The organism is Asanoa sp. NPDC049475 (assembly GCF_040676915.1).
Classification (GTDB): domain Bacteria; phylum Actinomycetota; class Actinomycetes; order Mycobacteriales; family Micromonosporaceae; genus Asanoa.
Map to the genome: position 1 here is coordinate 281,561 of NZ_JBFAPY010000004.1, position 23,957 is coordinate 305,517.

Genomic DNA, 23,957 nt, shown 5'->3' on the forward strand with positions numbered 1-23,957 from the left:
CTCAGCCGCTTCCGCGCCGGCGGACCGGGAAGCACTAATCGTCCGCGCCAACGTTCGCGCGCTTGCCGAGGGCAACGTGAGCCGCTCGCAGCAGACGGAGCTGGAGCCCGGGACACCGTTCGGGCTCCCCCAAGCCCGCGCAACTGGCCCAGGTTGGCCCGACGCAGCCGCCGCCCGCAACACCTCGACGAACGCTCCCGCGTAACCGATTCTGCGCAGGGCCGCCGCGCCGGCGACCACACCGGCCCGAACGGCACAGACCGCCGGGCGTCCGCGCGCTCAGACCCAGGCGGTCTGTCGTGGCCAGCGGCCTCAAAGGGACCATGCCCTTTCATCGGGCGTGACCGCCCGCATCGCCCTTCAACGTCAGCGCTGATGCGGTCCCCCGGTACGGCCATCCCTGCCCGCTCCGCCGCGGCGGTCCGCGCCGCATAGCGCGGTCCGCCCGCAGTGTCGCGTGTCGCGGCAGATCTCGGTAAATGGCGCGGAGTCTCGCGGGCTCTGCGGTCTCCGTCGGAACGCCCGCGCAGGAGCTGGTCAGGACCTTGTAGCTGCCTCCCCGGCCGCCCTTGCGTCTCGCGCGTGCGACCACGACGGCACGACGTAGGGAAACACCTGATTCGTAGCCTGGCCCGCGGCCATAGCGTCGGGGTGTGTCTGTGACGGCCGCTCGGGGTGGGAGGCCGCTTGGGCACGACCGAACGACGGAGGCGTGGTCATGCGGCGGGTATTCGCGTCGTTGTTATTGGTGGGGGCGTTGCTCGCGCCGTCGGCGTGTGGTTCGGGCGACGGGGGCGACACCTCGCCGGCCGCGGACTCGGCTGTTGCCGACGACGGCGACGCGGCCGGCGCGGTGTCGACGAGCGTGCCCTCCTGTCCGTTCACGGCCGACCAGGTGACGGAGCTGGTCGGGCAGCCGATGACCGACGAGGGCAACTGCCTGTTCGGTGACGGTAAGGGGGTCGCCAGCCTGACCGTCACCGTTGCCTCGGCGTTGGCCGGGGAGACGACCTACGACTACCAGCGGGAGACAGCCGGCAAGTCGTTCCCCAAGGTCAGCGACATCGGCAAGGGCAAGAAGTCCTATCTGGCCATCAAGGACATCCAGGCCGAGGCGGCGCTGATCAGTGACAAGGGCGCCTACACGCTCATCATGAGCAGCTTCAGCTTCGACGAGGCTAAGTACGACAAGACCATGAACGCCCTCATCGACACCATCCTCGGATGAAGCGGCGGCTGGTCGTCCTCGCCGTCGCTCTCACGACGCTGGCCGGCTGCGGCGGCGACCCGGCAACGACCCCGGCAGGACCGGCGAGCGCCACCGGCGCGGCGACACAGGAGGCGCCCGCGACCGAGGCCGCGCCGGCCACCCTGCCCGACCCCTGCGAGCTGATCACCCAGGCCGACGCCGAGAAGCTGGCCGGCACCCCGCTCGACCCGCCGGTGCCCGTGAGGGAGACGTGCACGTACACCGGACCCGTGACCGGGCCGACCGCGCAGGTCGAGATCTTCGTCGGTGACGGGGCCAAGAAGTTTCTTGATATCGATCGGGAGCTCAAGCACGAGTTCACCGAGCTCGCCGGCATCGGGGACGAGGCCCACCTCGAGGACGGCACCGTCTTCTTCGCCAAAGGCGGCGTCTGGGTGAGCATCCGGCTCGTCCGGCTCGTCGACCCCGAGGAGACCCACAAACCGCTGGAGGCGGCGGCCCGCACCGCCGCGGACCGGATGTGAGACGCCTCCTGGCAGTCGCGCTCGCCGCCGTGCTCCTGACAGCCGGCTGCGCCGACGAACAGCGACCGTCCGATGAGGACCTCTCCTACGGCGCCGCGCCCACGCCCGAAGGGGTGACCCTCCAGCCCGACGTCGTCATCGTCGGCGGGGGCAGCCGCGCGGTCCGTTCCGTCACCGCCGACGGCCTGTCGTGGCGCATCGACAAGAACGCGGCGCACGCCGGCGACCTCGCGCCGGGCAAGGTCATGTTCGTCACGGAGCGCGGTGTCGGCCGGGTGCTCGACATCGCGCCCGTCGGCGACGACGACCTGCTCGTCACCGTCGGGCCGGTGGACATCACCGAGGTCGTCCGCGACGGCACCTTCGCGCGGGACGACGTCGCACTCGAAGACCCCGTCATCTACCCGGCGGGCGAGCCGTTCTGGGCCGACGAGCAGCCGAAACCGCCGAGCACCTACGGGCGCTCCGTGCCGGTGCAGCGGCGCACGGACCAACCCACCCAACCGGGCCGGCAGCGCGGCGGCGAGGTCAAGGCCCACGCGCTCGGCTACACCGTCTACCCGACCTGCTGCACCAACGGGGCCGGAGTTCATTTCACCTACGACGACGGTGGTGTACGCCTCGTCGGCACCGTCACCCTTACCAGCCGGACGCCGACGGCCGCGTTCCACCTGGCGATCGGCGGCGGCACGGTGACCCGGGCCGAGCTCGAGATCAGCGGCGGCTTCGGCATAAAGGCCGAGTTCGAGGCCGGGATCAAGGACGGCAGGAACCACAAGAAGGTCTTCCCGATCGCCGCCGACCTGTCGTTTCCGATCGGCGCGCTGGCCGGCATCCCGCTGTCGTTCACCGTGAGCCAGACGCTGGGCGTGACCACCGCGTTCGGGGCCAAGGTCGGCACGGTCAAGGGGTCCGGAGAGTTCTCGCTGGCCGGTTCGCTCGGCTTCGGGTACGCGAACGGCACGTTCGGACCGCACGTGAAGCACGACTTCCAGCGCCGGTCGAGCCTGCTGAACTCCCTGACCGGCGTACCCGTCGGAGTGATGGGTCTGGTCATCGAGCACGGGGTCAGGTTCACCGTCGGGATCGGCGCGTTCCTGTTCAAAGCGGGCGTCTACTTCGAACTGATCACGAGGTACGGGTCGACGCTCGGGTCCGCGCTCGGGGCTCCGTACGCCCAATGCCGTGGTGTGGCCATCGGTGTGCACGCGGCGTTCGGGGTCGGCTACACGATCCTGGATCCCGTGGTCAAGGTGATCAACTCGTTCCTGAGCCTGCTCAAACCGTTCAAAGTGGTCGACATACCGCCGATCAAGAGCTCGGGCGGCATCCGGTCGACGAGCGAGATCTACACGAACGAGGAGGTCATCCCCGACGTGGCGGTCTGTGGGCACGCCCCGTCGTAGCCCCGTGCGATCATCGCCCATGTGGAGTTGGGCGTGGTCGGTCGCGACGCCATCCTCGCCGAGGCCCGGCAGACCCTGACCAAGGGCACGTCCGTGCTGCTCGAAGGTGACGCCGGGATCGGCAAGACGGCGGTCTGGCGCGCCCTCGTCGACGACGCGCGCCGCCGCGACTGGCTGGTGCTCGCCTGCGCGCCCACCGAGGCCGAGGCCGCACTGCCGTTCGCCGCGCTGTCCGACCTGATCCGGCCGCTGCGTGACCTCGTGCCCGCGCTGCCGCCGCCGCAACGGGCCGCCGCCGACGCGGTGCTGCTCACCGACTTCCCCGACGAGGTGGTCGACGAACGCGCGATCGGCGCGGCCACGCGCTCGCTCCTGGAACGCGCCGCCCGGCCGCTGCTGGTGGCCCTCGACGACGCGCCGTGGCTGGACCAGCCCAGCGAGCGCGCGATCCGGTTCGCCCTGCGCCGCCTGGCGCCCCGGCCGCCGGCGCTGGTCGCCTGCCGCACCGGCGGCACCGCGCCGACCGCGGCGGCCCTGGACCTCGACGACGCGCACCGGGTCGCGTTGACCCCGCTGGGCGCCGGCGCCCTCCACCAGATCATCCGGGACCGCCTGGGCGGCACCCTGAGCCGCTCGCTGCTGGCCCGCATCGCCCGCGACGCCGGCGGCAACCCGCTGCTGGCGATCGAGCTCGCCCGCGCGGTGCTGCGGTTGCCGCGACCACCGGGGCCGGGCGAGGACCTGCCGGTCGTGGCGTCGACGCGGCAACTCGTCGCGGACGCCACCCGGGCACTCCCCCCGGCGAGCCAGGCCGCGGTCCGCCTAGCCGCGCTGCTCACCGTGCCCACTGTGGACGATCTGGTCGCGGCCGGCGTAGCCGCCGCCGACCTCGATCCCGCCGAGGAGGCCGGGCTGCTCACGGTGACCGGGAGCGGCGTCGCGTTCACCCATCCGGTGTACGCCAGCACCGTCCGCGCCGGAACGCCGGCCGACACGCGCCGCCGGATGCGGCGAACCCTCGCCACCGCGGTCGCGGACCCGGACGAACGCGCTCGACAGCTGGCCCAGTGCACGACCGGCCCTGACCTGGCGGTCGCCGCCGAACTGGCCGCCGCCGCCCGCCGCCAGCGAGCCCGCGGCGCACCAGCGGTCGCCGCAGACCTTTACGAACGCGCCGTGGAACTGGCCGGCCCTCCACAGAGCGAGTTCCGCGCCGAGGGCGCCGAACGAGACGGCGCGGACCTCACCGACCCGGCGATTGTCGCCCGGTCCGGCGACCAGGAGGACCCCGGCGAGACCACCGGCCCCACACCTCCAGCTGCAGTCCTGGACGCCGAAGGCGGCCGCCGAGCCGACCACGACCGGACGACAGACCCCGCGCGATCCGACTCCTGCCCGCGCTCCGAGGGCGGCGACCTGGCCGACGCTGACCAATGGCGACTGGCTGCGGTCCGGTGCCGGTTCGACTGTGGTGACTACACCGCGGCCGCCGCTGCCGCCGACGCCGCGGCGCGGGCCCTTGCCGGCGACGCACGAGCCGAGGCGTTGTTGTTGCGGGCGATGGTGGCGTGGGGAACCGACGACCTGCGCGGCGCGGTCGATGCCGCCGAAGCCAGCCTGGCCGTCGCCGGCGCCGGAAGCCGCCTGGAAGGCCGGATCCAGGCCCACCTGAGCATGTTCCAGGACATCCCCGACCGCGGCCGTGCCCACGCTCACGCGGCCATCCGACTGCTCGGCGAGGAGGACGAAGAGCGGCCCCTGCTCTGCGCGGCCCTGCTCAACCTGTTCTTCCACGAGGCCCGCGCCGGGGTGGCCCGCACCGACCTGCTCGACCGGGCGCTCGCCCTCGAGGACGGCACCCCGTCGTGGCTGTCCGGCACCATCCCCGCGATCTGGTGGAAGGGCATCGACGACCACGGCCGCGCCCGCGAACGGTTGCACGAACTGCTCTCCCATGCGACCGCGTACGGTGACGAGCCCTGGCAGCACGAGGTGCTCACCCACCTCGGCGAGGCCGAGCTGCTCGCCGGCCGGTTCACCGCCGCCGGTCGGCACATCGCCGACGCGCGTGAGCTCGGCGAGATGCTCGGCACCGGGCTGGTCGGTGAGACCTGGCTGGCCGGCACTCTGGACGCGTACCTCGGCCGGCTCGACGCCGCCGACGCCGTCGTCGAAGCCGGCCTGGCCCGCGGCCGCGCCAACGACGATCCCTGGTGCCTGCGCATCCACCTCCAGCTCGCCGCCTTTGTGCAGCTGTCCCGCGGGCGCTCGGCGGAGGCCGCGGAGACCTACAACGAGCTGGCCACCCTGCTCGGCGACCTCGGCGTGGTCGAGCCGATCACCCAACGCTTCGAGCCGGACTGGATCGAGGCGTGCGTCGGCGCCGGCGACCTGGACACCGCCCGACGCGCCCTGGACCGCTTGGCCCAGCGGCACGACCGGCTGCCCCGCCCGTGGACCACGCTCGGCCTCGCCCGCAGCCGCGTCCTGCTGGACACCGCGACCGGCGCCGACCCGATGCCCGCCCTGGCCGCGCTCACGGCCGCCCGCGACAAAGTCCCCGCCGACGTGCTGCCCGTCGACCGTGCCCGCTGTCTACTGGTCGCCGGCATGGCCCACCGCAGGGGCCGGCGCAAGCGCGAGGCCCGCGCGGCCCTCGAGACGGCCGCGGCCGAGTTCACCGCCCTCGGAGCGGCCGCCTTCGCCGACCGGGCAACGGCGGAGCTGACCCGCACCACCGGCCGGACGACCGCGGCCACCGAGCTGACCCCGACCGAGCTGCGGGTGGCGAGGCTCGCGGCGGAAGGGCAGACCAACCGGGCGATCGCCGACGCGCTCTTCATCAGCCCGAAGACGGTGGAGGCCAACCTGGCCCGCGCGTACCGCAAACTCGGCATCACCAACCGCGCCCAGCTCGCGGTCACGATGACCCGCCTCGCGGACTAGAACCGGGTGGCGGCAGGCCGCGCCGCGCCCGTAGGGTCCCGCACATGGCCGATCAAGAGCTGCGCGCCGACGACGGCACCATGTTGGCCCGGTTCCGGTCCAGGGACGACGACGGCGAGCGCGTCGCCGCCGAGGTGCGGCCCGCGCCCGGCGTCGCGATGGAAAGGGTGGCCGCGCAGGCGCTGCGGGACCTGGCCGGTGTCCGGTTCGAGACGCCCGACGACGACCTCGCCGCCGCGCTCGGTGTGCCGATCGAACGCTCCGCGACCGACCTGCGGCACGACCTGACCGACCTGCCGGCTCCAGAGCCGCTGCCGGCCGGTTGGGCGCTCGCGGAGGCCGGCTGGGACGACGACCTCGCCAAGGCGGCCGCGGCCGCCTACCCACCCGGTCACCCGGACGGAGGCTGGAGCGAGGACGACACCAAGGCCGTCCGCGGCATGTTCGAGCGGGCCGACCCCGTGCCTCCGCTGGCCGCTGCGTCGGCCCGCCTCGTCGGCCCCGACGGACGAAGCGCCGGCCACGTGCTGTGCGCCGGCCCGGTGCCGTGGCTCGACCACCGTTGCGCGTGGATGCTCAACATCGCCGTCGGACCACAGGCTCAGGGCCGCGGGTTCGGCCGCGCCCTGCTGACCCACGCGCTGCACGGCACCCGCGCGGCCGGCCTCCCGAGCCTGGATCTGTCCGTCGTGGACGGCAACCCGGCCCGCCGCCTCTACGACGCGGCCGGCTTCCGACCCGTCGTCCGCGTGCTCACCCTGCGCCTGCCGGAGGCCTGACATGGAGATCGTGACGCGAGCCGACCGCCCCGACCTCGACGAGCAGGCGGCCGTGGTGTTCCGCGAACGCTGGCCGGAGTTCATCTTCCACGACGAGGTGCCGAAACAGTACCTGGACCGGGTCGAGCGGTTCTTCTCCCGCTACGACATCATGGTGCTCGACGACGACGGCGCCGTGGTCGCCGGCGGCTGGGGCGTGCCACTGGCCTGGAGCGGAAAGCTCGAGGACCTGCCGGACGGGTACGACGACACGATGGTGCGCGCGGTCGAGGGCCACGAGGCCGGCACGCCGCCGACCACGCTGAGCTTCATGGCCGCCGCCGTGAGCTCGGCCCACGACAAGCGCGGACTGGCCACCACCGTCCTGTCCGGACTGACCCGGCGCGCGCACGACGACGGCCTGACCCAGGTGATCGCGCCCCTGCGGCCGACCTGGAAACACCGCTACCCGCTGGTGCCGATGGCGGAGTACGCCGGCTGGACCCGCCCCGACGGCCTCTCCGTCGACCCGTGGATCCGCACCCACCAGCGGATGGGCGCCCGCATCCTCGCGCCGGCGCCACGCTCGATGGTCATCGCGGGCACGGTGGCCGAGTGGGAGACCTGGGCCGACATGCCCTTCCCGGTCACCGGCGACTACGTGGTCCCCGACGCGCTCAACCTGGTGCGCATCGACCGCGAGACCGACCGAGGCGTCTACGTCGAGGAGAACCTCTGGGTCCAGCACAGCGCCGTCAGCTGACGCCGAACTCGTCGCGGAGTGAGCGCACGACCGCGCCGCCCGGGCGGTCGCGGAGCTTGCCGTCTACCGTGACGTCGAGCAGGTCGTCGTAGAACGCGACCAGCCCCGCGATCGGCATCGCGTCGGGCAGCGGGGCCAGGTAGGACCAGACCACATTGGACCGTGAGTCTGTCGACCAGTAGGAGGCCTCGCCCTTGTACGGGCAGTACGACACCTGGTCGCTCGCCTCGAGCGGAGCGACCACGTCCTCCCGGGGCAGGTAGAACCGCACCGGCAGGCTCGTCTCGAAGACCAGCACCGCGCGGGTGGTCTCGGCCAGCAGCGTGCCGCCGTCCTCGATCCGGATCCGCCGGGAGCTCGCACGCGCGTCCACGCGGTGGTACGGGTCGCGCGGGTGCGCGTGGATCCGCTCGTCCTCCTCGAACCACTCGAACGCGTCGAAGTCGAGGACGACGTAGTCGTCGAGGTCGGGATCGGCGGGCCGGAACCCGGCGTCGGGCCGGCTCTCGCCACCGGCCGAGATCGTCAGCGACCGGCCGGCCGTGGAGTGCACGGAGAACGGGATGCCCGGGTGCAGGAACCCTGGGCCGCCCGGCATCACCTCGTCGCCAGGAGTGATCGTGGCCCGCAGGACGGAGGCCGGCACCGCGTACGTCGGGACGATCCGCGTGGGCTCCCAGACCAGCACCGCGTCGGTGGTGTCCACAACGGTCTCGCCACCGAGGACGGCGCGGACCCGCTTCTCGGTCGGTTCGTGGCGCAGCTCCTTGAAGCGCTGCGCCATGGCATCACGCATCCGGGTACTCATGTCTCCACCTTGACGCGGTCAAGGCGCCGGCACCACCCACGGGAACGCGTCACGGCGCATCTCGGCCGCCACCGACGGGTCCAGGCCGGAGCTCGTCGCCGAGTCCAGGACCAGGGAGAACATCACCTCGGGTGCGTTGTCGGCCAGCGTGCGGCCGTTGATGCCGGTGAAACCGAAACTGGCCGGGGTGCCGACGGTGTACGGCATCACCTCCGGGAAGATCCGGCGCGCGACGAGCTGGCCGTAGCCGTCGGCGTCCGACGTGTTCCCGCCGTTGGCGGACACCACCGCGGCGATCTTCTCGGCGATGTACTTGCCGTCCTCGTTGAAGTCCTGCGCCGGATGGCGCTCGTTGGCCGGGTTCGAGAAGTCGGTGTCGTCGGGCCAGAAGATCGGCCACATCATCGGCAGCCCGAACCGGTTGATCTGGCGCCAGCCGCCGGCGTCGGTGGCCAGCTTGGTCGCGCACCAGACGCCGATCTTGGCACCCGGCCGCAGCCTCGGGTGGTCGTGCGAGACCTCGAGGACGATCGTGTAGACCTGCGTACCGCCGAAGGTGTTCTTCGGTTTGCCCGAGCGCCATTTCGACAGGTCGACCTTCGCGCCGTCCTTGACCGCTGCGTTGATGACGAACAGCTCGTCGAGGTCGATGTAGAAGGGGTCGTTGATCCGACCGGCGTACACCCGGACGTTGCCGGCCTCGGTGGGCTCACCGGTGCGGCCCGTCGCGACCCGGACGCCGGTCTCGTCGTCACCGCGGGCCTCGGTGCCGCTCAGCTCCCACACCTCGTACGCCTGCTTGCCGTCGGCTCCTTCGGGTTCGAACGACACCCGGTAGGTGAGCTCCTCGGTGTCGGCCTCGTCGAAGTGCACCCGGAACTCGTAGCGCGCCTCCGCGTGGAAACCGGCCGTGACGTTGGGTTCGGTGATATTGGAGTTGACGTCCATCATCAGCACGGTGCACCCGTCACCACCGAAGACGTAGAGGTCGTCGATGAAGAGCTGGCCGCTCTGTCGCGCCAGTGGGGTGTCGAGATGGTGGGACATGGCGCGCCTCCGTATCAACGCCGGGAAGCTTTTGACGCTACCGGCGCGGACCCGGCACCCATGGCGGAACGGTCAGGTGTGCGGTTTCGGCCGGCATGTCCGCGGTCGGACCTCGTCCGTCGATCGCGACGGACCACGTCTTCCCAAGGCTCGACTTTGTGGTTTAAAGTTCTTTACGTGAGTGAGAGCTTTGTCGACAACGAACAGCCGCCCGGCGACCCCGCCGAGGCGCTCCGGATGATCGAGGAGCAGCGGGCGGCCGCGGTGCGCCAGATCTACGTCGACGACCGGTGGTGGTTCTGGCCCTGGGGTTTCGCCTGGTCGGTCGGCTTCGGGCTGATCTTCCTGCGGTTCGGTCCCGGCGGCCAGGTCTTCGTCGACCTGCCCGACTGGCTGCCGACCGCGGTGCTGGTGGCCCTGATCCTGGCGGCCGGCGTGATCTCCGGGCTGACGGGCGCACGGGCCTACGGCCACATCGCCGGCGAGTCGGCGAAACGCGGCGCCTACTACGGCTGGGCCTGGATGATCACTTTCACCGCCATGACGGTGATCCTGGTCCGGATCAGCGACCGGCTCCCCGCCGACCTGCAGATCGTCGTGTGGTCCGCGACCATGGTCGGCCTGACCGGGGCGCTGCACCTGGCCGGCGGAGCGATCTGGCTCAACCGCCAGCTCTTCCTGCTCGGCGCCTGGATCTCGGTGGTCAACGTCGCGGGCGTCCTGGCCGGCCCGGGCTGGCAGGCGCTGATCATGTGCGTCGCGGGCGGTGGCGGCATGCTCGTCTTCGGCCTGGTGGCCAGCCGGTGGCATCGCCGCGGGCGGCGGCATGACTGATACGCCACTCGACCCGGTCATTCACGCCCAGGCCCGGCTGCGGGTCGTCGCCGCGTTGTCCACATTGGGCTCGGGAGACCAGATCGCCTTTCCCCGCCTCCAGGAGATTCTCGGCATGACCGCCGGCAACCTCTCCGTGCATCTGCGCAAGCTCGAGGACGCCGGTTACGTCGAGATCACCAAGACCCACCGCGGCCGCACCCCGGTCACCCTCGTCGCGCTGACCCACCGCGGCCGAGCCGCCTTCGAGCAGTACACCGCATCGGTACGCGCCCTGCTGCAACCCCCGGACATCAAGGAGAAGACATGATCCTCGCCGAGGCGATCGAGGTCAGCCGCCGGTACGGAGACGTCACCGCCCTCGACCGCGTCTCGCTCCAGGTCACCGAGGGCGAGCTCGTCGGCCTGCTCGGTCCCAACGGCGCCGGCAAGACCACGCTGGCCAGCCTGCTGACCGGGGTGCGCCGGCCGGACGAGGGCCGCGTCACGCTCTGCGGCGGCGACCCGCGCGACCCGCGTACCCGGCAGGCGCTCGGCGTGACACCCCAGGAGACCGGGCTGCCGGCCACCCTGCGGGTCGGCGAGGTCGTCGACTTCGTCGGCGCCCACTACCCGAACCCGGTCCCCCGCCCGGAGCTCCTGGAGCAGTTCGGTCTCGCCGACCTGGCCAAGCGGCAGACCGGCGGCCTCTCCGGCGGTCAGAAGCGCCGGCTGGCCATCGCGCTCGCGTTCGTCGGCCGGCCGAGGATCGTGGTGCTCGACGAGCCCACCACGGGCCTCGACGTGCAGTCCCGGCGCGGCCTGTGGGACGCCATCAAGGCCTACCACGCCGGCGGCGGCACGGTGCTGCTCTCCAGCCACTACCTGGAGGAGATCGAGGCGCTCGCCGACCGGGTCGTGGTCCTGGGCCGGGGCCGGGTGCTCGCCGACGACACGGTCACCGCGGTCCGCGGCATGGTCGGCGTCCGCCGCGTCAGCTTCGCGTGCGACGGCGAGCCCCCGGCCCTGCCCGGCGTGGTCGCGGTCGAGCAGCGCGACGGGCGCACGCACCTGCTCACCCCGGACTCCGACGCGCTGGTCCGCGCGCTGGTCGCGTCCACGGTGGACTTCCGCGACCTGGAGGTCGCACCGACCTCGCTCGAAGAGGCCTTCCTGGCCATCACCGACAGCTCCGACGCCGTCGCACTAGCCGCCTGAGAACGGAGCACCCCTTGTCGACGCTCGCCCTCGTACACGCCAGATATCAGCTCCTCGAGACCATCCGGATCCCGATCGCCCTGATCGGCTCGGCGTTCTTCCCGGCCGCCTCGATGCTCTTCTTCGTCGTGCCGTTCGCCGGTGACGACCCGGTGGCCGCCACCTACGCCACCGCCTCGATGGTCACCTTCTCCATCATGGTGAGCAGCTTGTTCACCTACGGGGTCGGTGTCGCCGACGACCGCTCACAGCCGTGGGACGGCTACATGCGCACGCTGGCCGCCGGCGCCGCACCCCGGTTCACCGGACGGATCCTGGCCGGCATGGCGATGTCGCTCGTCTCGCTGGTGCCCGTCGTGCTGATCGGCGCCCTGCTCACCGAGGCCACCGTCTCCGCGCTGGGCTTCGTGCTGGGCGTCGCGACCGTGTTCGTCGGCGCGCTGCCCTTCACGTTGATGGGCCTCGCGATCGGCTACTCGCTCCCCCTCAAGGCCGCCCTGGTGGTCTGCCAGGTCATCTTCTTCCCGCTGGCGTTCGGCGGCGGCCTGATGTCCTCCCCCGACCAGGCGCCCGCCTTCATCGCGACGATCGCGCCCTACCTGCCCACCCGCGGCGCGGTCGAGCTGCTCTGGGCGGCAGTCGCCGACTTCGAGCCGGACGCCACGTCCCTGGTCATGCTGGCGGTCTGGACCGTGGTGGCGGGAGCGGTCGCCGTCTGGGCCTACCGCCGGGACGAAGGCCGCCGCTTCCGCTAAGGGATGAGGACGGTCAGGCGCTGCGTCGCGCGGGTCAACGCCACATAGAGGTCGTTGACCCCGCGCGGCGACTCCGCCTCGATGCCGTCCGGGTCCGCGACCACCACCGCGTCGAACTCCAGGCCCTTGGACTGCCGGGCACTGAGCACCGCCACCGGGCTCTCCAGGTCGGGCTCGTCGCCCACGGCGACCGCGAGCGACGGCAGCGCGGCCCGGGCCTCCTTGGCCAGCGCGGCGACCCGCGCAGCCGGCGCGATCACCGCGAGCCGGCCGCCCTCGAGCACCGCGGCCTCGCCGGCCAGCACGGTCGCCAGGTCGTCCAGCGAGCCCCGCACCGGCTGCTGCCCGGTGGACCGCACCGAGCGCGGCGGCGTGGCCGTCGGGTCGATCCGGGCCAGCACCTCGCCGGCCAGCGACATCACCTCGGCCGGCGTGCGGTAGTTGACGCTCAGCTCGGCCAGCTTCCAGCGGTCGGTGACGTACGGCTCGAACACCTCCGACCAGGACGCCGCACCGGCCGGGTCGCCGGTCTGCGCGATGTCGCCGACCACGGTCATCGACCGGCTCGGCGAGCGGCGCATCAGCAGCCGCCAGGCCATCGGCGACAACTCCTGCGCCTCGTCGACGATGACGTGCCCGAACGCCCACTTCCGGTCGCGGGCGGCCCGCTCGGCGGCGCTGAGGTATTCGCCGTCCTCCTGCCGCTCGGCCAGTCGCGAGGCGTCCAGCAGGTCGGTCACCAGCAGCAGCTCGGGGTCGTCCTCGTCCTCGACGTCGATCGACGCGGAACCGCGGGCGATCTCCAGTGCGCCCTCGGCGTAGGAGAGCTCCGACCGGCGTACCCGCTCGGCCATGGTCTTGGCCGCCGCCTCCAGCTCGGGCAGCGGACCGAGCTGCTCGGCGGCCTCGTCCAACAGCGGCGCGTCGGCGGGCGTCCACGGCGCGCCGACCGGCCGGACCAACGCCGCCGCCTCGGCCAGGGTGAGCGAGTCCCCGCGGGCGGCCGCCAGCCGCTGCGGCGACGAGAACAGGTCACGCAGCAGCCGCTGCGGGGTCAGCCGGGGCCAGAGGGTGTCCAGCGCGGCCCGCACACCGTCGTTGGCGGCGAGCTCCGCGCGGATGTCGGCCAGGTCGGCGGCGCCCATGAGCTGCGGGTCGCCGGGCGCGTCGTCGCCGCCGAGCGGGTCGTCGGCGTACGGGTCGGTGCCGATGATCGCGGCGGCCTGCCCGACCAGCCCATCGATCAGGGCCTCCTGGAACACGTCCCGGGCCTGGTTGTGCAGCCGGCCCGAACGCCGTGCCCGGTCGCGGGCGGCCAAGGCCAGCTCACGGTCGATGGTGAGCGGATCCCGGTCGAGCTCGACGGTGATCGGCTCGGTGGGCAGCTCCTGACGCTCGGCGATCGCCGCCGCGATCACGTCGACCATGCCGAGGCGACCCTTGACGGCGGCCACGCTCTCGGGCTCCTCGCCGCGCGCGGTCACGCCCGGGTAGAGGTCGCCGAGCGTCCACAGCAGCACGCCGGTCTCGGCCAGCGACGGCAGCACGTGCGAGATGTAGCGCAGGAACGTCGGGTTGGGGCCGACCACCAGGACCGCCCGCGTCGAGAGCTCGCGCCGGTGGGTGTAGAGCAGGTACGCCGCCCGGTGCAGCGCCACCGCGGTCTTGCCCGTGCCGGGGCCGCCCTGCACGACCAGCACCCCGCCGAGGTCGGCCCGGATGATCCGGTCCTGTTCGGCCTGGATGGTCTCGACGATGTCGCGCATCCGGCCGGTGCGGCTGGCGTCGACGGCCGAGAGCAGCGCCGCCTCGCCGGCCAACCCCTCCCGGGTCGCCGAGCCGGCCGCGGCCGACAGGTCGAGCACCTCGTCGTCGAGGGCCACGACCGTGCGGCCCTTGGAGCGGATGTGCCGGCGCCGCCGGATGCCCAGCGGGTCGGCGGCGGTGGCCAGATAGAACGGCCGCGAGGCGGGAGCGCGCCAGTCGAGCAGCAGCGGCTCGTAGTCGCCCTCCTCGTCGAAGATGCCGATCCGGCCGATGTAGAGCGGCGCGCCGGACTCGGGGTCGAGGCGCCCGAAGCACAGCCCACTCTCCACGGCGGAGAGCTGGGCGAGCTGCTCGGTGTACATGGCGACCGACGACTCGCGCTGCGAGCGGGCCTGCGGCGTGCCGCCGGTCGCCTCCAGCGACCCGGACAGGCGCGACTCGGCCAGCGCCCGCATCCCGTCGAGCCGGTCGTAAAGGCTCGTGACGTGTTTTTGTTCAGCTTCCATCTCGGCAGGTGAGTCTGTGGGATCGAGGACGCGACTAGGATCAACGCGCTCAGACAACGACGTTCCTTCCGGAAGCGAACCGGGAACCATGCGAACTCCCCAAGATACCGCGACCGCGGCCGGGCTGAACCGTGCGCTGCTCGCCCGCCAGGGCCTCCTGCGAAGGCACCAGGGCGGGAACAAGGCCCTGGTGTCGGCTATCGAACAGATCGGCGCCCCGCAGGCCCAGCAGTGGTCCTCACCACCGATCGGGCTCTGGAGCCGGCTCGAAGGCTTCACGGCAGCCGACCTCTGGGCGGCGATGGACAAGGGTGACGTGGTCACCGGCATCCTCATGCGTCGCACCCTGCACCTGGTCAGCGCCGCCGAGCACCCGGTCTGGGCGCGGATCGCGGCGGAGACGGGGGTCGGCGGCTGGCTGCTGCGCGGCGTCGAGACCCCGGAGCGGGCCGACGACATGCTGAAGGCCACCATCGCGTACGCGAAACAGGCGCGCACCGGCGACGAGCTCACCGAGTTCGCGGAGCAGTGGGTCGAGCAGCACCCCGACGCGCTGCCGGCCAAGGCAGTGGAGGCGCAGCGGGAATACAAGTGGCGCCCGTTCCGCGCCCAGCCGGCATTCGTCAAGGTGCCGGCCAACGGCTCCTGGGGCGCCAAGACGCCGGCCTCCTACCATGCCGGCCCGCCCACGCCACGCGGCCTGACCAGCGAAAAGGCGTGGGAAACGGCGGTCACCCGGCACCTGGGCGCGTTCGGGCCGGCCGGTGCCGACGACATCGCGTACTGGCTGGGCTCGCCGGCCGGGCCGGTCAAGGCCGCTATCGGCCGGCTCGACCTGGTCACGCTCGGCGAGGACGCGGGCGGCCGGCGGGTGCTCTACGACCTGCCGGACGCGCCCCGGCCCGTGGACGACACCCCCGCACCGCCGCGCTTCCTGCCGGCCTTCGACAACGCGCTGCTGGCGTTCGCCGCCAACCGCCGGGCACGGATCCTGCCGGAGGCGTACAAGGAGCGGGTCTATCTCAAGCGGAACCTGCGGTGGCTGCCCACCCTGCTGGTCGACGGCCTGGTGGCGGGCGTCTGGTCGGCCGAGACCAAGCGCAACGTGGTGACGCTCACGGCGACCGCGTTCGGCAAGCTGACCAAGGCGGCGGCCGGCGAGGTCGAGGCCGAGGGTGAGGCCCTGGCCCGGTTCATCGAGCCGGCCGCCAAAGATCACGTCGTCCGGATAACCGCGAGCTGATCCGCATCGTCCCGCCTATTCTTGGGCGCGAGATGAACGCGCCCAACCCGTCGCCGCAGACCCGCCTGTCGACCCTGACCCTGCGCGACGCGCACCGGCTGGGCCGGCGGTTGGAAGGCACCCGCAAGATCCGCGACGCCGGCAAGAAGGCCACGGCCGTCGCCGCCATCGAGGCCGACATCGCGGCCGCCGAGGCGCGGGTCGCGGCGCGACAGGCCGCCGTCCCGGTGATCCGCTATCCGGCCGAGCTGCCCGTCAGCGAGCGGCGTGACGACATCGCGGCCGCCATTCGCGACCACCAGGTGGTGATCGTCGCCGGCGAGACCGGGTCGGGCAAGACCACCCAGATCCCCAAGATCTGTCTGGAGCTGGGCCGGGGCGTGCGCGGGCAGATCGGGCACACGCAACCCCGCCGGCTGGCCGCCCGCACGGTCGCCGACCGGATCGCCGAGGAGCTGGGCACCCCGCTGGGCAGCACCGTCGGCTACAAGGTGCGGTTCACGGACCGGGGTGGCGACGACACCCTGATCAAGCTGATGACCGACGGCATCCTGCTGGCCGAGCTTCAGAACGACCGCGACCTCCTGCGGTACGACACGCTGGTGATCGACGAGGCCCACGAGCGCAGCCTCAACATCGACTTCATCCTCGGCTACCTGGCGTCCCTGCTGCCCCGCCGGCCGGACCTCAAGGTGGTCATCACCTCGGCGACCATCGAGACGGAGCGGTTCGCGCAGCACTTCCGTCAGGCGTCCGGCGAGCCGGCCCCGGTCGTGGAGGTGTCCGGCCGGACCTATCCCGTCGAGCTCCGCTACCGGCCGCTGGTGCTGGAAGAGGATGTCGAGGACGACGACGAGGAGGAGGTCGCCGGCGCGGTCGTCCGTGACCCGATCACGGCGATCGGCGACGCGGTCACCGAGCTGGCGGCCGAGGGTCCGGGCGACATCCTGGTGTTCCTCAGCGGTGAGCGGGAGATCCGTGACGCCGCCGACTCGCTGGGCCGGCTCGACCTGCCACATCTGGAGATCCTTCCCTTGTACGCGCGGCTGTCCACGGCCGAGCAGCACCGGGTGTTCCAGCCGCACACGGGTCGCCGCGTGGTGCTGGCGACCAACGTCGCCGAGACCTCGCTGACCGTGCCCGGCGTCAAGTACGTGGTGGACCCGGGCACCGCCCGGATATCCCGCTACAGCCACCGGCTCAAGGTGCAGCGGCTGCCGATCGAGCGGGTCTCCCAGGCGTCGGCCAACCAGCGCAAGGGCCGCAGCGGCCGCACCTCGCCCGGCATCTGCATCCGGCTCTACGACGAGCAGGACTTCCTGTCGCGGCCGGAATACACCGAGCCCGAGATCCTGCGTACCAACCTCGCCTCGGTCATTCTCCAGATGACCGCGATCGGGCTCGGCGACGTCGCGAAGTTCCCGTTCATCGACCCGCCGGACCGGCGCAACATCACCGACGGCGTCAACCTGTTGCAGGAGCTGGGCGCCCTCGACGACGCGAAGCGGCTGACCGAGGCCGGCCGCCGGCTGGCCCAGCTGCCGGTCGACCCGCGCCTGGGCCGGATGGTCCTGGAGGCCGACCGCAACGGCTGCCTCGACGAGGTGAGCGTGGTGGCGGCCGCACTGTCCATCCAGGACCCGCGCGAGCGGCCGGTCGAGCACCGCACGCACGCCGACCAGCTGCACGCGCGGTTCGCCGACCCGGACTCGGACTTCGTCACGTACCTCAACCTCTGGAACTACCTGCGAGAGAAGCAGCGGGAGCTGTCGTCCAGCGCGTTCCGCCGGCTCTGCCGCGCTGAATATCTCAACTACCTCCGGGTGCGCGAGTGGCAGGACATCAACTCGCAGCTCCGTCAGGTGACCAAGTCGCTCGGCCTCGTGCCGTCGTCGTCGACCGACCCGGCCCGGCTGCACCAGTCGCTGCTGGCCGGCCTGCTCTCCCAGATCGGGCTGCGCGACGGCGAGAAGCGCGAATACCTGGGCGCCCGCAACGCGCGCTTCGCCATCTTCCCCGGCTCGGCCCTGGCCAAGAAGCCGCCGCGGTTCGTGATGTCCGCCGAGCTCGTCGAGACGTCGCGGCTGTGGGCGCGGGTCAACGCCAAGATCGAGCCCGAGTGGGTCGAGCCGCTGGCCGGCCATCTCGTCAAGCGCAGCTACAGCGAGCCGCACTGGGAGAAGAAGCAGGCCTCGGTGGTGGCGGTCGAGCGGGTCACCCTCTTCGGCGTGCCGATCGTGGTCGGGCGACGCGTCCAGTACGGGCGGATCGACCCGGTCCTGTCCCGTGAGCTGTTCATCCGCCACGCCCTGGTCGAAGGCGACTGGCAGACCAACCACCACTTCTTCCGTGACAACGCGGCGCTGCTGGAGTCGGTGTCGGCGCTCGAGGACCGGGTGCGCCGGCGCGACATCCTCGTCGACGACGAGACCCTGTTCTCGTTCTACGACCAGCGGATCCCCGCCGACGTCGTGTCCGGTCGGCATTTCGACACCTGGTGGAAGAAGGCCCGGCACACCGATCCCCGCCTGCTCACGTTCACCCGCGAGTTCCTGATCAACGCCGGACGCGGCGACGTCAGCGCCGAGGCCTATCCCGACGTGTGGCGCTCCGAGTCGGCGCCGCTGCCATTGACGTACGAGTTCGCCCCGGGGACCACATCGGACGGTGTCACGGTCGACGTGCCGCTGCCGATGCTCGGCCAGGTGGCACCGGAGGACTTCGACTGGCAGGTGCCGGGGCTCCGCGAGGACCTGATCGTCGCTCTGCTCCGCTCGCTGCCGAAGGCGATCCGCACCAACTTCGTGCCCGCGCCCGACTTCGCCCGCGCGGTGCTGGCCCGGATCGCGCCGGCGCCCGGGCTGTCGCTGGTCGAGGCGGTGACCCGGGAGCTGCGCCGGATGACGGGCGTGACGGTGCCGCACGACGCCTGGGACCTGTCGCGGGTGCCCGACCACCTGAGGCTGACGTACCGGGTGGTCGACGGCGACCGCGAGGTGGCCCGCGGCAAGGACCTCGCGGCGTTGCAGGCGCAGCTCAAGGCCGAGGTGCGCGCGACCGTCACCGCCGCCGCCCCCGGCATCGCCCGCACCGGGCTGACGGCGTGGGACTTCGGCCCGCTGCCGCGCACCCTGGAGCAGGACCGGGCCGGCTTCCGGGTAACCGCTTACCCGGCGCTGGTCGACGAGGGCACGACCGTCGGCGTCGAGGTCTTCGACAGCGCCGGCGAGCAGGCGGCCGCGATGATCGCCGGCACCCGGCGGCTGCTGCTGCTCTCGCTGCCCAACCCGGCGACGTTCCTGCAGGGCCGGCTCACCAACCAGCAGAAGCTGGCCCTCTCGCGCAACCCGCATCGCAACGTCACCGACCTGCTGCGCGACTGCGCCGGCGCGGCCGTGGACCGCCTGGTCGACCAGGCCGGCGGTCCGGCCTGGGATCCGGCGGCGTTCGCCGCGCTGCGCGACACGGTCCGGGCCGACCTGGTCGACACGGTGGAAGCGGTCGTCAGCCGGGTCGAACGCGCCCTGGCCGCGCAGCACGCGGTCGACCAGCGGATCAGCCGCATGTCGGCGCTGGACGCGCTGTCGACCCTGGCCGACGTGAAGGGGCAGGTGGCCCGGCTCATCTACCCGGGCTTCGTGACCGCTACGGGCTGGACCCACCTCGGTGACCTCCCCCGCTACCTGGCGGCGATCGAACGGCGGCTCGACCGGCTCGGCCAGGACGTCGCCCGCGACCGCAACGGCCAGGCCCGGATCGCCCAGGTGCAGAAGGAGTACGACGCCATGCTGGCCGCGTTGTCCCCGAGCCGCCGCCGCGCCGAGGCGGTCACCGAAATCCGCTGGATGATCGAGGAGCTGCGGGTCAACGTGTTCGCGCAGGCGCTCGGCACGCCGTACCCGGTGTCGGAGCAACGCATCTACAAGGCCATGGACGCCGCCGAAGCGGTGTGAGAGCGCTGGCGATCGTCTCCCGGCCGGCCGGCGAGGTGTTCGAAGAGCCCGCGCCGTCAGAATTTCCCCCACAGGCGTAAAGATCGTGGCAAGACCGTCGACGCGCGCGGCCTCGCGGTCCATGCTTGGCCGATGCGATCTCGGATCGTGGTCGGCGTCAGCCCGTCGCTGGCCGGCCTGCAGGCGCTGCGCTACGCGGTGAAAGTGGCCCGCGAGCGCGGCGGAACCGTCGACGCCGTGCGGGTGTGGCTGTTCCGGCCGCTCTGGCGCGACACCACCGCGACGTTCGAGCGCCGGGTGCACCTCGCCGAGGCGGAGCTCCTGATCCCGCACGCGTTCGACGCCGCCATGGGCGGCCCACCGGCCGACGTCCGGGTCGACCCGGTGGTGCTGGAGGGGCTGACCGGCCAGAGCCTGGTCGAGCACGCCGGCGAGGACGCGGACCTGCTGGTGGTCGGCGGCGACCGGCGCGGCTCCCACCTGCTGGGCAGCGGCCCGGTCACCCGCTACAGCGTCCGGCATGCCCGCTGCCCGATCGTCGTCGTGCCCCCGCCGGCCCTGGCCCAGCACCAACCGGTCGACGCCCTCGTACGCGAACTGGAACGCGAGCTCTAGCGGCGCTGGCCCAGGATGACCGTGCCGGTGCCGATGCCCGGCCCGAGGACGGTCCAGCCCTCGGCGGCGTAGAGGCGGCGGGCTGGGTCGGTGGCGTCCTCCGTGGCCATCAGCAGTCGCCGCTCGTGGCCGACGCCGTCGAGCAGGGCGCGCAGGAGCGCGCGGCCGGTGCCGCTCCCCCGCGCCGCGGGCAGGACTCCGAGGCTGACGAGCTCGAAATGGCCGCCCAGCCATTCGTCGGCCACACCGGACGGCAGGACCGCCCGGGCGTTGTCGGTCCACCACTGGCCGTGCTCGCCCGTGTAGCCGTAGGCGAAACCGATCAGATCTGTCGTGTACGCCCGGGCGAGGCGGAAGCCGGCGCGCGTCCGGTGCCGATCCCAGACGGTGTCGCGCCAGCTCTCGTAGGAGTCGTGGTCGCCGAAGATCGCGTCGTACACCGGCCACACGGCGCGTCCGTCCGCGGACTCACCAACCTGGATGCGCACGCGTGCAGGCTAGACCGCGAGCCGCTCGGTGAGGAAGTCTTCCCAGGTGACGTGACCTACTGCGTGCTCGGGCGTCAGGTTGGCTCCGGCGCGGAAGGCGCGGGCCGCTCCCCCGGGCGCCGGCACCGCGAGGATCGGCCGGCGCCGGCCGGTCGCGCGCAGGTAGGAGCGGGCCAGGTCGGCGAACGGGTAGACGCGCGGGCCGCCCATCTCCGGCACCAGCCCCTGCGGCTCGCCCAGCGCGAGCTCGACCAGCCGCTCCGCGACCTCGTCAGCGGCGATTGGCTGGAGCTTCGTGCCGCCCGGCGCGAACACCACCGGCAGCTTCGCCATCGCGGCCACGGCCTGGAGAGCCAGCTCGTGGAACTGGGTGGCGCGCAGCGTCGTGTACGGGACGCCGGAGCTCGCCACGATCTCCTCGGCCGCGCGCTTCGCGGCGACGTAGCCGAACATCGCGCGGTCGACGCCGCTCGTCACAGGGGTGCGCTCGGCGCCGACGACGGAGATGTAGACCACATGCCGGACGCCGGCCTTCGCCGCGGCGGCCATCAGGTGGCGGGCCTTGACGTCGTCGCCCTTCTGGCTGCCGGCGCAGTGCACGACGGTGTGTACGCCCTCGACGGCGGCGTCGGCGCCCACGCCGGTCTCCAGGTCACCGGCCACATAGGTGACCCCGTCGGTGGCCGGCTTCGGGTGCCGGGTCAGCACCCGGACCTCGGCGCCCTTCGCGCGCAGTCGGGCGACGACGAACCGCCCCAAGGTGCCGGTGCCACCGGTGACCAGAATCGGAGTGTTCACGAGTTTCCTCCCGCTATGTGAGCATTTGTAGCCTCGCTCTTCTACAGGTATGACACGGGGTGGCGAGAGGATGTGACCGGTGGACGAGAACGAGTTGGCGCGAAGTTTCCAGGAGCACCGCGGCCACCTGCGCGCGGTCGCGTACCGGATGCTCGGTTCGCTGCACGAGGCCGACGACGCGGTGCAGGAGGCCTGGCTGCGGCTCGCCCGCACGGACGCCGCCGAGGTGGCCAACCTCGGTGGCTGGTTGACCACCGTCGTCGGCCGGATCTGCCTCAACCTGCTGCGGTCCCGTGGTGCCCGGCCGGAGCTACCGCTCGACACGCACGTGCCCGACCCGGTGGTGAGCCCGGCCGAGGGGGTCGACCCGGAGGACCAGGCGCTGCTCGCGGACGCCGTCGGCCTCGCGCTGCTGGTCGTGCTCGACACGCTGAACCCGGCCGAGCGGCTGGCGTTCGTGCTGCACGACATGTTCGCCGTGGCCTTCGACGAGATCGCGCTGATCGTCGACCGCTCGCCGGCGGCCACCCGCCAGCTCGCCAGCCGTGCCCGCCGCCGGGTCCAGGAGGCGGCGCCCGCACCGGACCCCGACCTGGTCCGCCAGCGCGAGGTGGTCGACGCGTTCTTCGCCGCCTCGCGGGCCGGCGACTTCGAGGCCCTGGTCGCGGTGCTCGACCCGGACGTGGTGCTGCGCGCCGACGGCGGCACCGCACGGCCCGCCTTCTCCGCGATCATCCGCGGTGGCAGCGCGGTCGCCGGCCAGGCCCGCACGGCCCGCCAGCTCGCGCCGTTCGTCAGGCCGGCGCTCATCAACGGCCTCCCGGGCGCGGTCATCGCGCCGCGCGGCGAGGTCGTCTCGATCATGTCGTTCGTGGTCCACGACGGCCGGATCACCCAGATCCACGTCCTCGGCGACCCGCACCGGCTGCGCGCCCTCGACCTCGCTGCCTGGGTGGACTGATGGAACTGATCGCCTCGGGACGCGACTGCGACGTGTACGCCCTCGCCCCCGACCGGGTCCTGCGCCGCTCCCGCCACGGCCGTGCCGCCGCGCCGGAAGCCGACCTGATGGCTCATCTGGCCAAGGCCGGCTACCCGGTGCCGCAGGTGTACGACGCCGACGGCCCGGACCTGGTCATGGAACGCCTCGCCGGGCCGACGCTGCTGGCGGCCTGGATGGCCGGCACCGCCGACCGGGACTTCGTCGCGAGCACGATGGCCGACCTGCACCTGCGGCTGCACGCCCTGCCGGCTCGGGTCGCGGCCGACCCCGGAGACCGGATCCTGCATCTGGACCTGCACCCGGACAACGTCATGCTGTCCGACCGCGGCCCGGTGGTGATCGACTGGGCGAACGCCGCCGAGGGACCGGCCGACCGGGACGTGGCGATCACGCTGGTGATCCTGGCCCAGGTGACGCTCTGGACCCATGAACCGGCGCTGGCGGCAGCCGCCGCCGATGGCCTGGCCGCCCTCCGCCCACTGCTGCCGGCGCCGTCGGCCGACGCTCTCGCGTGGGCGGTGGCCCAGCGCCGGGCCAATCCCACGATGAGTGCCGTGGAACTGGCCCAGCTCGACGAGGCCGCGACGCTCGTCTAGAGCAGCGTGACCGCCGCACTGTCGAGGTCGTAGCGGGCGCCGACCACCCGCAGCGTGCGGGCGGCGACCGCGTCGCGGACGATCGCGCTGCCGGCCAGCAGTTGGGCCACCTGGTAGCGGACGTTGGCCCGGACCCCGTTCTCGACGGTGTCACCGGGCTGGTGCAGGACCGGCTCGATCGCCGGGCGCAGGGCCTCGACGAGCGCGCCGACGGAGCCGGGCGGCGTGCCGCCGTTCTCGATGGTCTCGACCGTCGCGGCCACCGCGCCGCAGCGCTCGTGGCCCAGCACGACCAGGACCGGCGGGGCGAACTCGGCCACGGCGTACTCGATGCTGCCCGTCACGACCTCGTCGACGATGTTGCCGGCGACCCGGTTGTCGAAGATGTCGCCCAGACCCTGGTCGAACAGCACCTCAGGCGACACGCGCGAGTCGGCGCAGCCCAGGACGATCGCGAACGGGTGCTGGCCCGCCGCCAGGCGCCGCACGTCGGCCACGCCCTGGTGCGGGTGGCGCGAGTGGCCGCCCCGGAAGCGGGCGTTGCCGGCGAGCAGCTCGGCCAGCGCGGCGCCCGGAGTGGTGGGCGTCGGGCTCGTGGCCGCCGCGGGCGCGGCCGAGACCAGCGTCAGACCGGCGGCCACTCCGACCCCGGTGAGCACACCGCGACGGCTCAGGACATGCGAATGCGTGGATTCAGTCACGCCCGACGTTAACCCGCGAACACCTCTTGGAAGTGTCGC

The 23,957-nt window shown here is 72.6% G+C and carries 21 protein-coding genes; 15 read left to right on the forward strand and 6 right to left on the reverse strand.

Annotated elements, in window-relative coordinates:
- Positions 1 to 718 precede the first annotated feature (718 nt).
- From AB0J88_RS16875 to AB0J88_RS16900, 6 genes are read left to right on the forward strand one after another with little or no spacing between them, the layout of a single operon-like run.
- Positions 719 to 1,228 carry a hypothetical protein gene (locus AB0J88_RS16875; protein ID WP_364343735.1) on the forward strand — a complete coding sequence of 170 codons (510 nt, stop codon included), beginning with the start codon at positions 719 to 721 and terminating at the stop codon, positions 1,226 to 1,228.
- The gene (locus AB0J88_RS16880; RefSeq protein WP_364343732.1) at positions 1,225 to 1,734 is read left to right on the forward strand and encodes a DUF3558 family protein; all 510 of its coding nucleotides are present in this window, start codon (positions 1,225 to 1,227) and stop codon (positions 1,732 to 1,734) included. Before AB0J88_RS16875 ends, AB0J88_RS16880 begins: the two co-directional genes overlap by 4 nt.
- Positions 1,731 to 3,140, forward strand: a complete 1,410-nt coding sequence (locus tag AB0J88_RS16885; RefSeq protein WP_364343729.1) for a hypothetical protein — start codon at positions 1,731 to 1,733, stop codon at positions 3,138 to 3,140. Before AB0J88_RS16880 ends, AB0J88_RS16885 begins: the two co-directional genes overlap by 4 nt.
- Positions 3,141 to 3,161: 21 nt before the next feature.
- A complete protein-coding gene (locus AB0J88_RS16890; RefSeq protein ID WP_364343726.1) occupies positions 3,162 to 6,086 on the forward strand; it encodes a LuxR C-terminal-related transcriptional regulator in 2,925 nt (974 codons plus the stop codon).
- 44 nt (positions 6,087 to 6,130) lie between these two features.
- Complete coding sequence (locus tag AB0J88_RS16895; RefSeq protein ID WP_364343723.1) at positions 6,131 to 6,865, forward strand: GNAT family N-acetyltransferase; 735 nt, start codon at positions 6,131 to 6,133, stop codon at positions 6,863 to 6,865.
- Position 6,866: 1 nt separating this feature from the next.
- On the forward strand, positions 6,867 to 7,607 hold the full coding sequence (locus tag AB0J88_RS16900; RefSeq protein ID WP_364343720.1) for a hypothetical protein: 741 nt from the start codon (positions 6,867 to 6,869) through the stop codon (positions 7,605 to 7,607).
- On the opposite strand, the gene AB0J88_RS16905 is transcribed toward AB0J88_RS16900, so the two are convergent.
- The gene (locus tag AB0J88_RS16905; RefSeq protein WP_364343717.1) at positions 7,600 to 8,415 is read right to left on the reverse strand and encodes a DUF427 domain-containing protein; all 816 of its coding nucleotides are present in this window, start codon (positions 8,413 to 8,415) and stop codon (positions 7,600 to 7,602) included. The two genes, AB0J88_RS16900 and AB0J88_RS16905, sit on opposite strands and share 8 nt — an antisense overlap.
- A gap of 18 nt (positions 8,416 to 8,433) precedes the next feature.
- Entirely contained in the window at positions 8,434 to 9,462 is a 1,029-nt protein-coding gene (locus AB0J88_RS16910) for a DUF4331 family protein (RefSeq protein WP_364343714.1), read from the reverse strand.
- A gap of 177 nt (positions 9,463 to 9,639) precedes the next feature.
- Between AB0J88_RS16910 and AB0J88_RS16915 the strand changes: the two genes are divergently transcribed.
- From AB0J88_RS16915 to AB0J88_RS16930, 4 genes are read left to right on the forward strand one after another with little or no spacing between them, the layout of a single operon-like run.
- On the forward strand, positions 9,640 to 10,296 hold the full coding sequence (locus tag AB0J88_RS16915; RefSeq protein ID WP_364343711.1) for a transporter: 657 nt from the start codon (positions 9,640 to 9,642) through the stop codon (positions 10,294 to 10,296).
- A complete protein-coding gene (locus tag AB0J88_RS16920) occupies positions 10,289 to 10,606 on the forward strand; it encodes a transcriptional regulator (RefSeq protein ID WP_364343708.1) in 318 nt (105 codons plus the stop codon). Before AB0J88_RS16915 ends, AB0J88_RS16920 begins: the two co-directional genes overlap by 8 nt.
- A complete protein-coding gene (locus AB0J88_RS16925; RefSeq protein ID WP_364343705.1) occupies positions 10,603 to 11,493 on the forward strand; it encodes an ABC transporter ATP-binding protein in 891 nt (296 codons plus the stop codon). Before AB0J88_RS16920 ends, AB0J88_RS16925 begins: the two co-directional genes overlap by 4 nt.
- A gap of 14 nt (positions 11,494 to 11,507) precedes the next feature.
- Complete coding sequence (locus AB0J88_RS16930) at positions 11,508 to 12,248, forward strand: ABC transporter permease (protein WP_364343702.1); 741 nt, start codon at positions 11,508 to 11,510, stop codon at positions 12,246 to 12,248.
- Here AB0J88_RS16930 and AB0J88_RS16935 read toward each other — a convergent pair.
- The gene (locus tag AB0J88_RS16935; protein WP_364343699.1) at positions 12,245 to 14,521 is read right to left on the reverse strand and encodes an ATP-binding domain-containing protein; all 2,277 of its coding nucleotides are present in this window, start codon (positions 14,519 to 14,521) and stop codon (positions 12,245 to 12,247) included. The genes AB0J88_RS16930 and AB0J88_RS16935 overlap by 4 nt on opposite strands.
- A 190-nt stretch (positions 14,522 to 14,711) precedes the next feature.
- On the opposite strand from AB0J88_RS16935, the gene AB0J88_RS16940 reads away from it, so the two are divergent.
- The 3 genes from AB0J88_RS16940 to AB0J88_RS16950 all read left to right on the forward strand — a co-directional run bounded on the left by AB0J88_RS16940 (position 14,712) and on the right by AB0J88_RS16950 (position 20,332).
- On the forward strand, positions 14,712 to 15,764 hold the full coding sequence (locus AB0J88_RS16940) for a winged helix DNA-binding domain-containing protein (RefSeq protein WP_364343696.1): 1,053 nt from the start codon (positions 14,712 to 14,714) through the stop codon (positions 15,762 to 15,764).
- A gap of 32 nt (positions 15,765 to 15,796) precedes the next feature.
- Entirely contained in the window at positions 15,797 to 19,717 is a 3,921-nt protein-coding gene (gene hrpA, locus AB0J88_RS16945; protein WP_364343693.1) for an ATP-dependent RNA helicase HrpA, read from the forward strand.
- Between the two features lie 132 nt (positions 19,718 to 19,849).
- Entirely contained in the window at positions 19,850 to 20,332 is a 483-nt protein-coding gene (locus AB0J88_RS16950; protein ID WP_364343690.1) for a universal stress protein, read from the forward strand.
- Here AB0J88_RS16950 and AB0J88_RS16955 read toward each other — a convergent pair.
- Positions 20,329 to 20,820: a GNAT family N-acetyltransferase gene (locus AB0J88_RS16955; RefSeq protein ID WP_364343687.1), complete on the reverse strand. Its 492-nt coding sequence runs from the start codon at positions 20,818 to 20,820 to the stop codon at positions 20,329 to 20,331. The two genes, AB0J88_RS16950 and AB0J88_RS16955, sit on opposite strands and share 4 nt — an antisense overlap.
- A gap of 9 nt (positions 20,821 to 20,829) precedes the next feature.
- Positions 20,830 to 21,618, reverse strand: a complete 789-nt coding sequence (locus AB0J88_RS16960) for an NAD(P)H-binding protein (RefSeq protein ID WP_364343684.1) — start codon at positions 21,616 to 21,618, stop codon at positions 20,830 to 20,832.
- A 79-nt stretch (positions 21,619 to 21,697) separates the two neighbouring features.
- Between AB0J88_RS16960 and sigJ the strand changes: the two genes are divergently transcribed.
- Together sigJ and AB0J88_RS16970 are read left to right on the forward strand one after the other, a co-directional pair.
- Complete coding sequence (sigJ, locus tag AB0J88_RS16965; protein ID WP_364343681.1) at positions 21,698 to 22,579, forward strand: RNA polymerase sigma factor SigJ; 882 nt, start codon at positions 21,698 to 21,700, stop codon at positions 22,577 to 22,579.
- Entirely contained in the window at positions 22,579 to 23,217 is a 639-nt protein-coding gene (locus AB0J88_RS16970) for a phosphotransferase (RefSeq protein ID WP_364343678.1), read from the forward strand. The genes sigJ and AB0J88_RS16970 overlap by 1 nt, the downstream gene beginning before the upstream one ends.
- On the opposite strand, the gene AB0J88_RS16975 is transcribed toward AB0J88_RS16970, so the two are convergent.
- Positions 23,214 to 23,918, reverse strand: coding sequence for a carbonic anhydrase (locus AB0J88_RS16975; protein ID WP_364343675.1), 705 nt, complete (start codon positions 23,916 to 23,918; stop codon positions 23,214 to 23,216). The two genes, AB0J88_RS16970 and AB0J88_RS16975, sit on opposite strands and share 4 nt — an antisense overlap.
- Positions 23,919 to 23,957: the final 39 nt, after the last annotated feature.

Excerpts from the sequence above, each read along its gene's own strand:
- AB0J88_RS16875 (WP_364343735.1), top strand. The coding sequence starts at position 719 with ATGCGGCGGGTATTCGCGTCGTTGTTATTGGTGGGGGCGTTGCTCGCG.
- AB0J88_RS16880 (WP_364343732.1), top strand. The coding sequence starts at position 1,225 with ATGAAGCGGCGGCTGGTCGTCCTCGCCGTCGCTCTCACGACGCTGGCC.
- AB0J88_RS16895 (WP_364343723.1), top strand. The coding sequence starts at position 6,131 with ATGGCCGATCAAGAGCTGCGCGCCGACGACGGCACCATGTTGGCCCGG.
- AB0J88_RS16900 (WP_364343720.1), top strand. The coding sequence starts at position 6,867 with ATGGAGATCGTGACGCGAGCCGACCGCCCCGACCTCGACGAGCAGGCG.
- AB0J88_RS16905 (WP_364343717.1), bottom strand. The coding sequence starts at position 8,415 with ATGAGTACCCGGATGCGTGATGCCATGGCGCAGCGCTTCAAGGAGCTG.
- AB0J88_RS16910 (WP_364343714.1), bottom strand. The coding sequence starts at position 9,462 with ATGTCCCACCATCTCGACACCCCACTGGCGCGACAGAGCGGCCAGCTC.
- AB0J88_RS16920 (WP_364343708.1), top strand. The coding sequence starts at position 10,289 with ATGACTGATACGCCACTCGACCCGGTCATTCACGCCCAGGCCCGGCTG.
- AB0J88_RS16925 (WP_364343705.1), top strand. The coding sequence starts at position 10,603 with ATGATCCTCGCCGAGGCGATCGAGGTCAGCCGCCGGTACGGAGACGTC.
- AB0J88_RS16935 (WP_364343699.1), bottom strand. The coding sequence starts at position 14,521 with ATGGAAGCTGAACAAAAACACGTCACGAGCCTTTACGACCGGCTCGAC.
- hrpA (WP_364343693.1), top strand. The coding sequence starts at position 15,797 with ATGAACGCGCCCAACCCGTCGCCGCAGACCCGCCTGTCGACCCTGACC.
- AB0J88_RS16950 (WP_364343690.1), top strand. The coding sequence starts at position 19,850 with ATGCGATCTCGGATCGTGGTCGGCGTCAGCCCGTCGCTGGCCGGCCTG.
- AB0J88_RS16970 (WP_364343678.1), top strand. The coding sequence starts at position 22,579 with ATGGAACTGATCGCCTCGGGACGCGACTGCGACGTGTACGCCCTCGCC.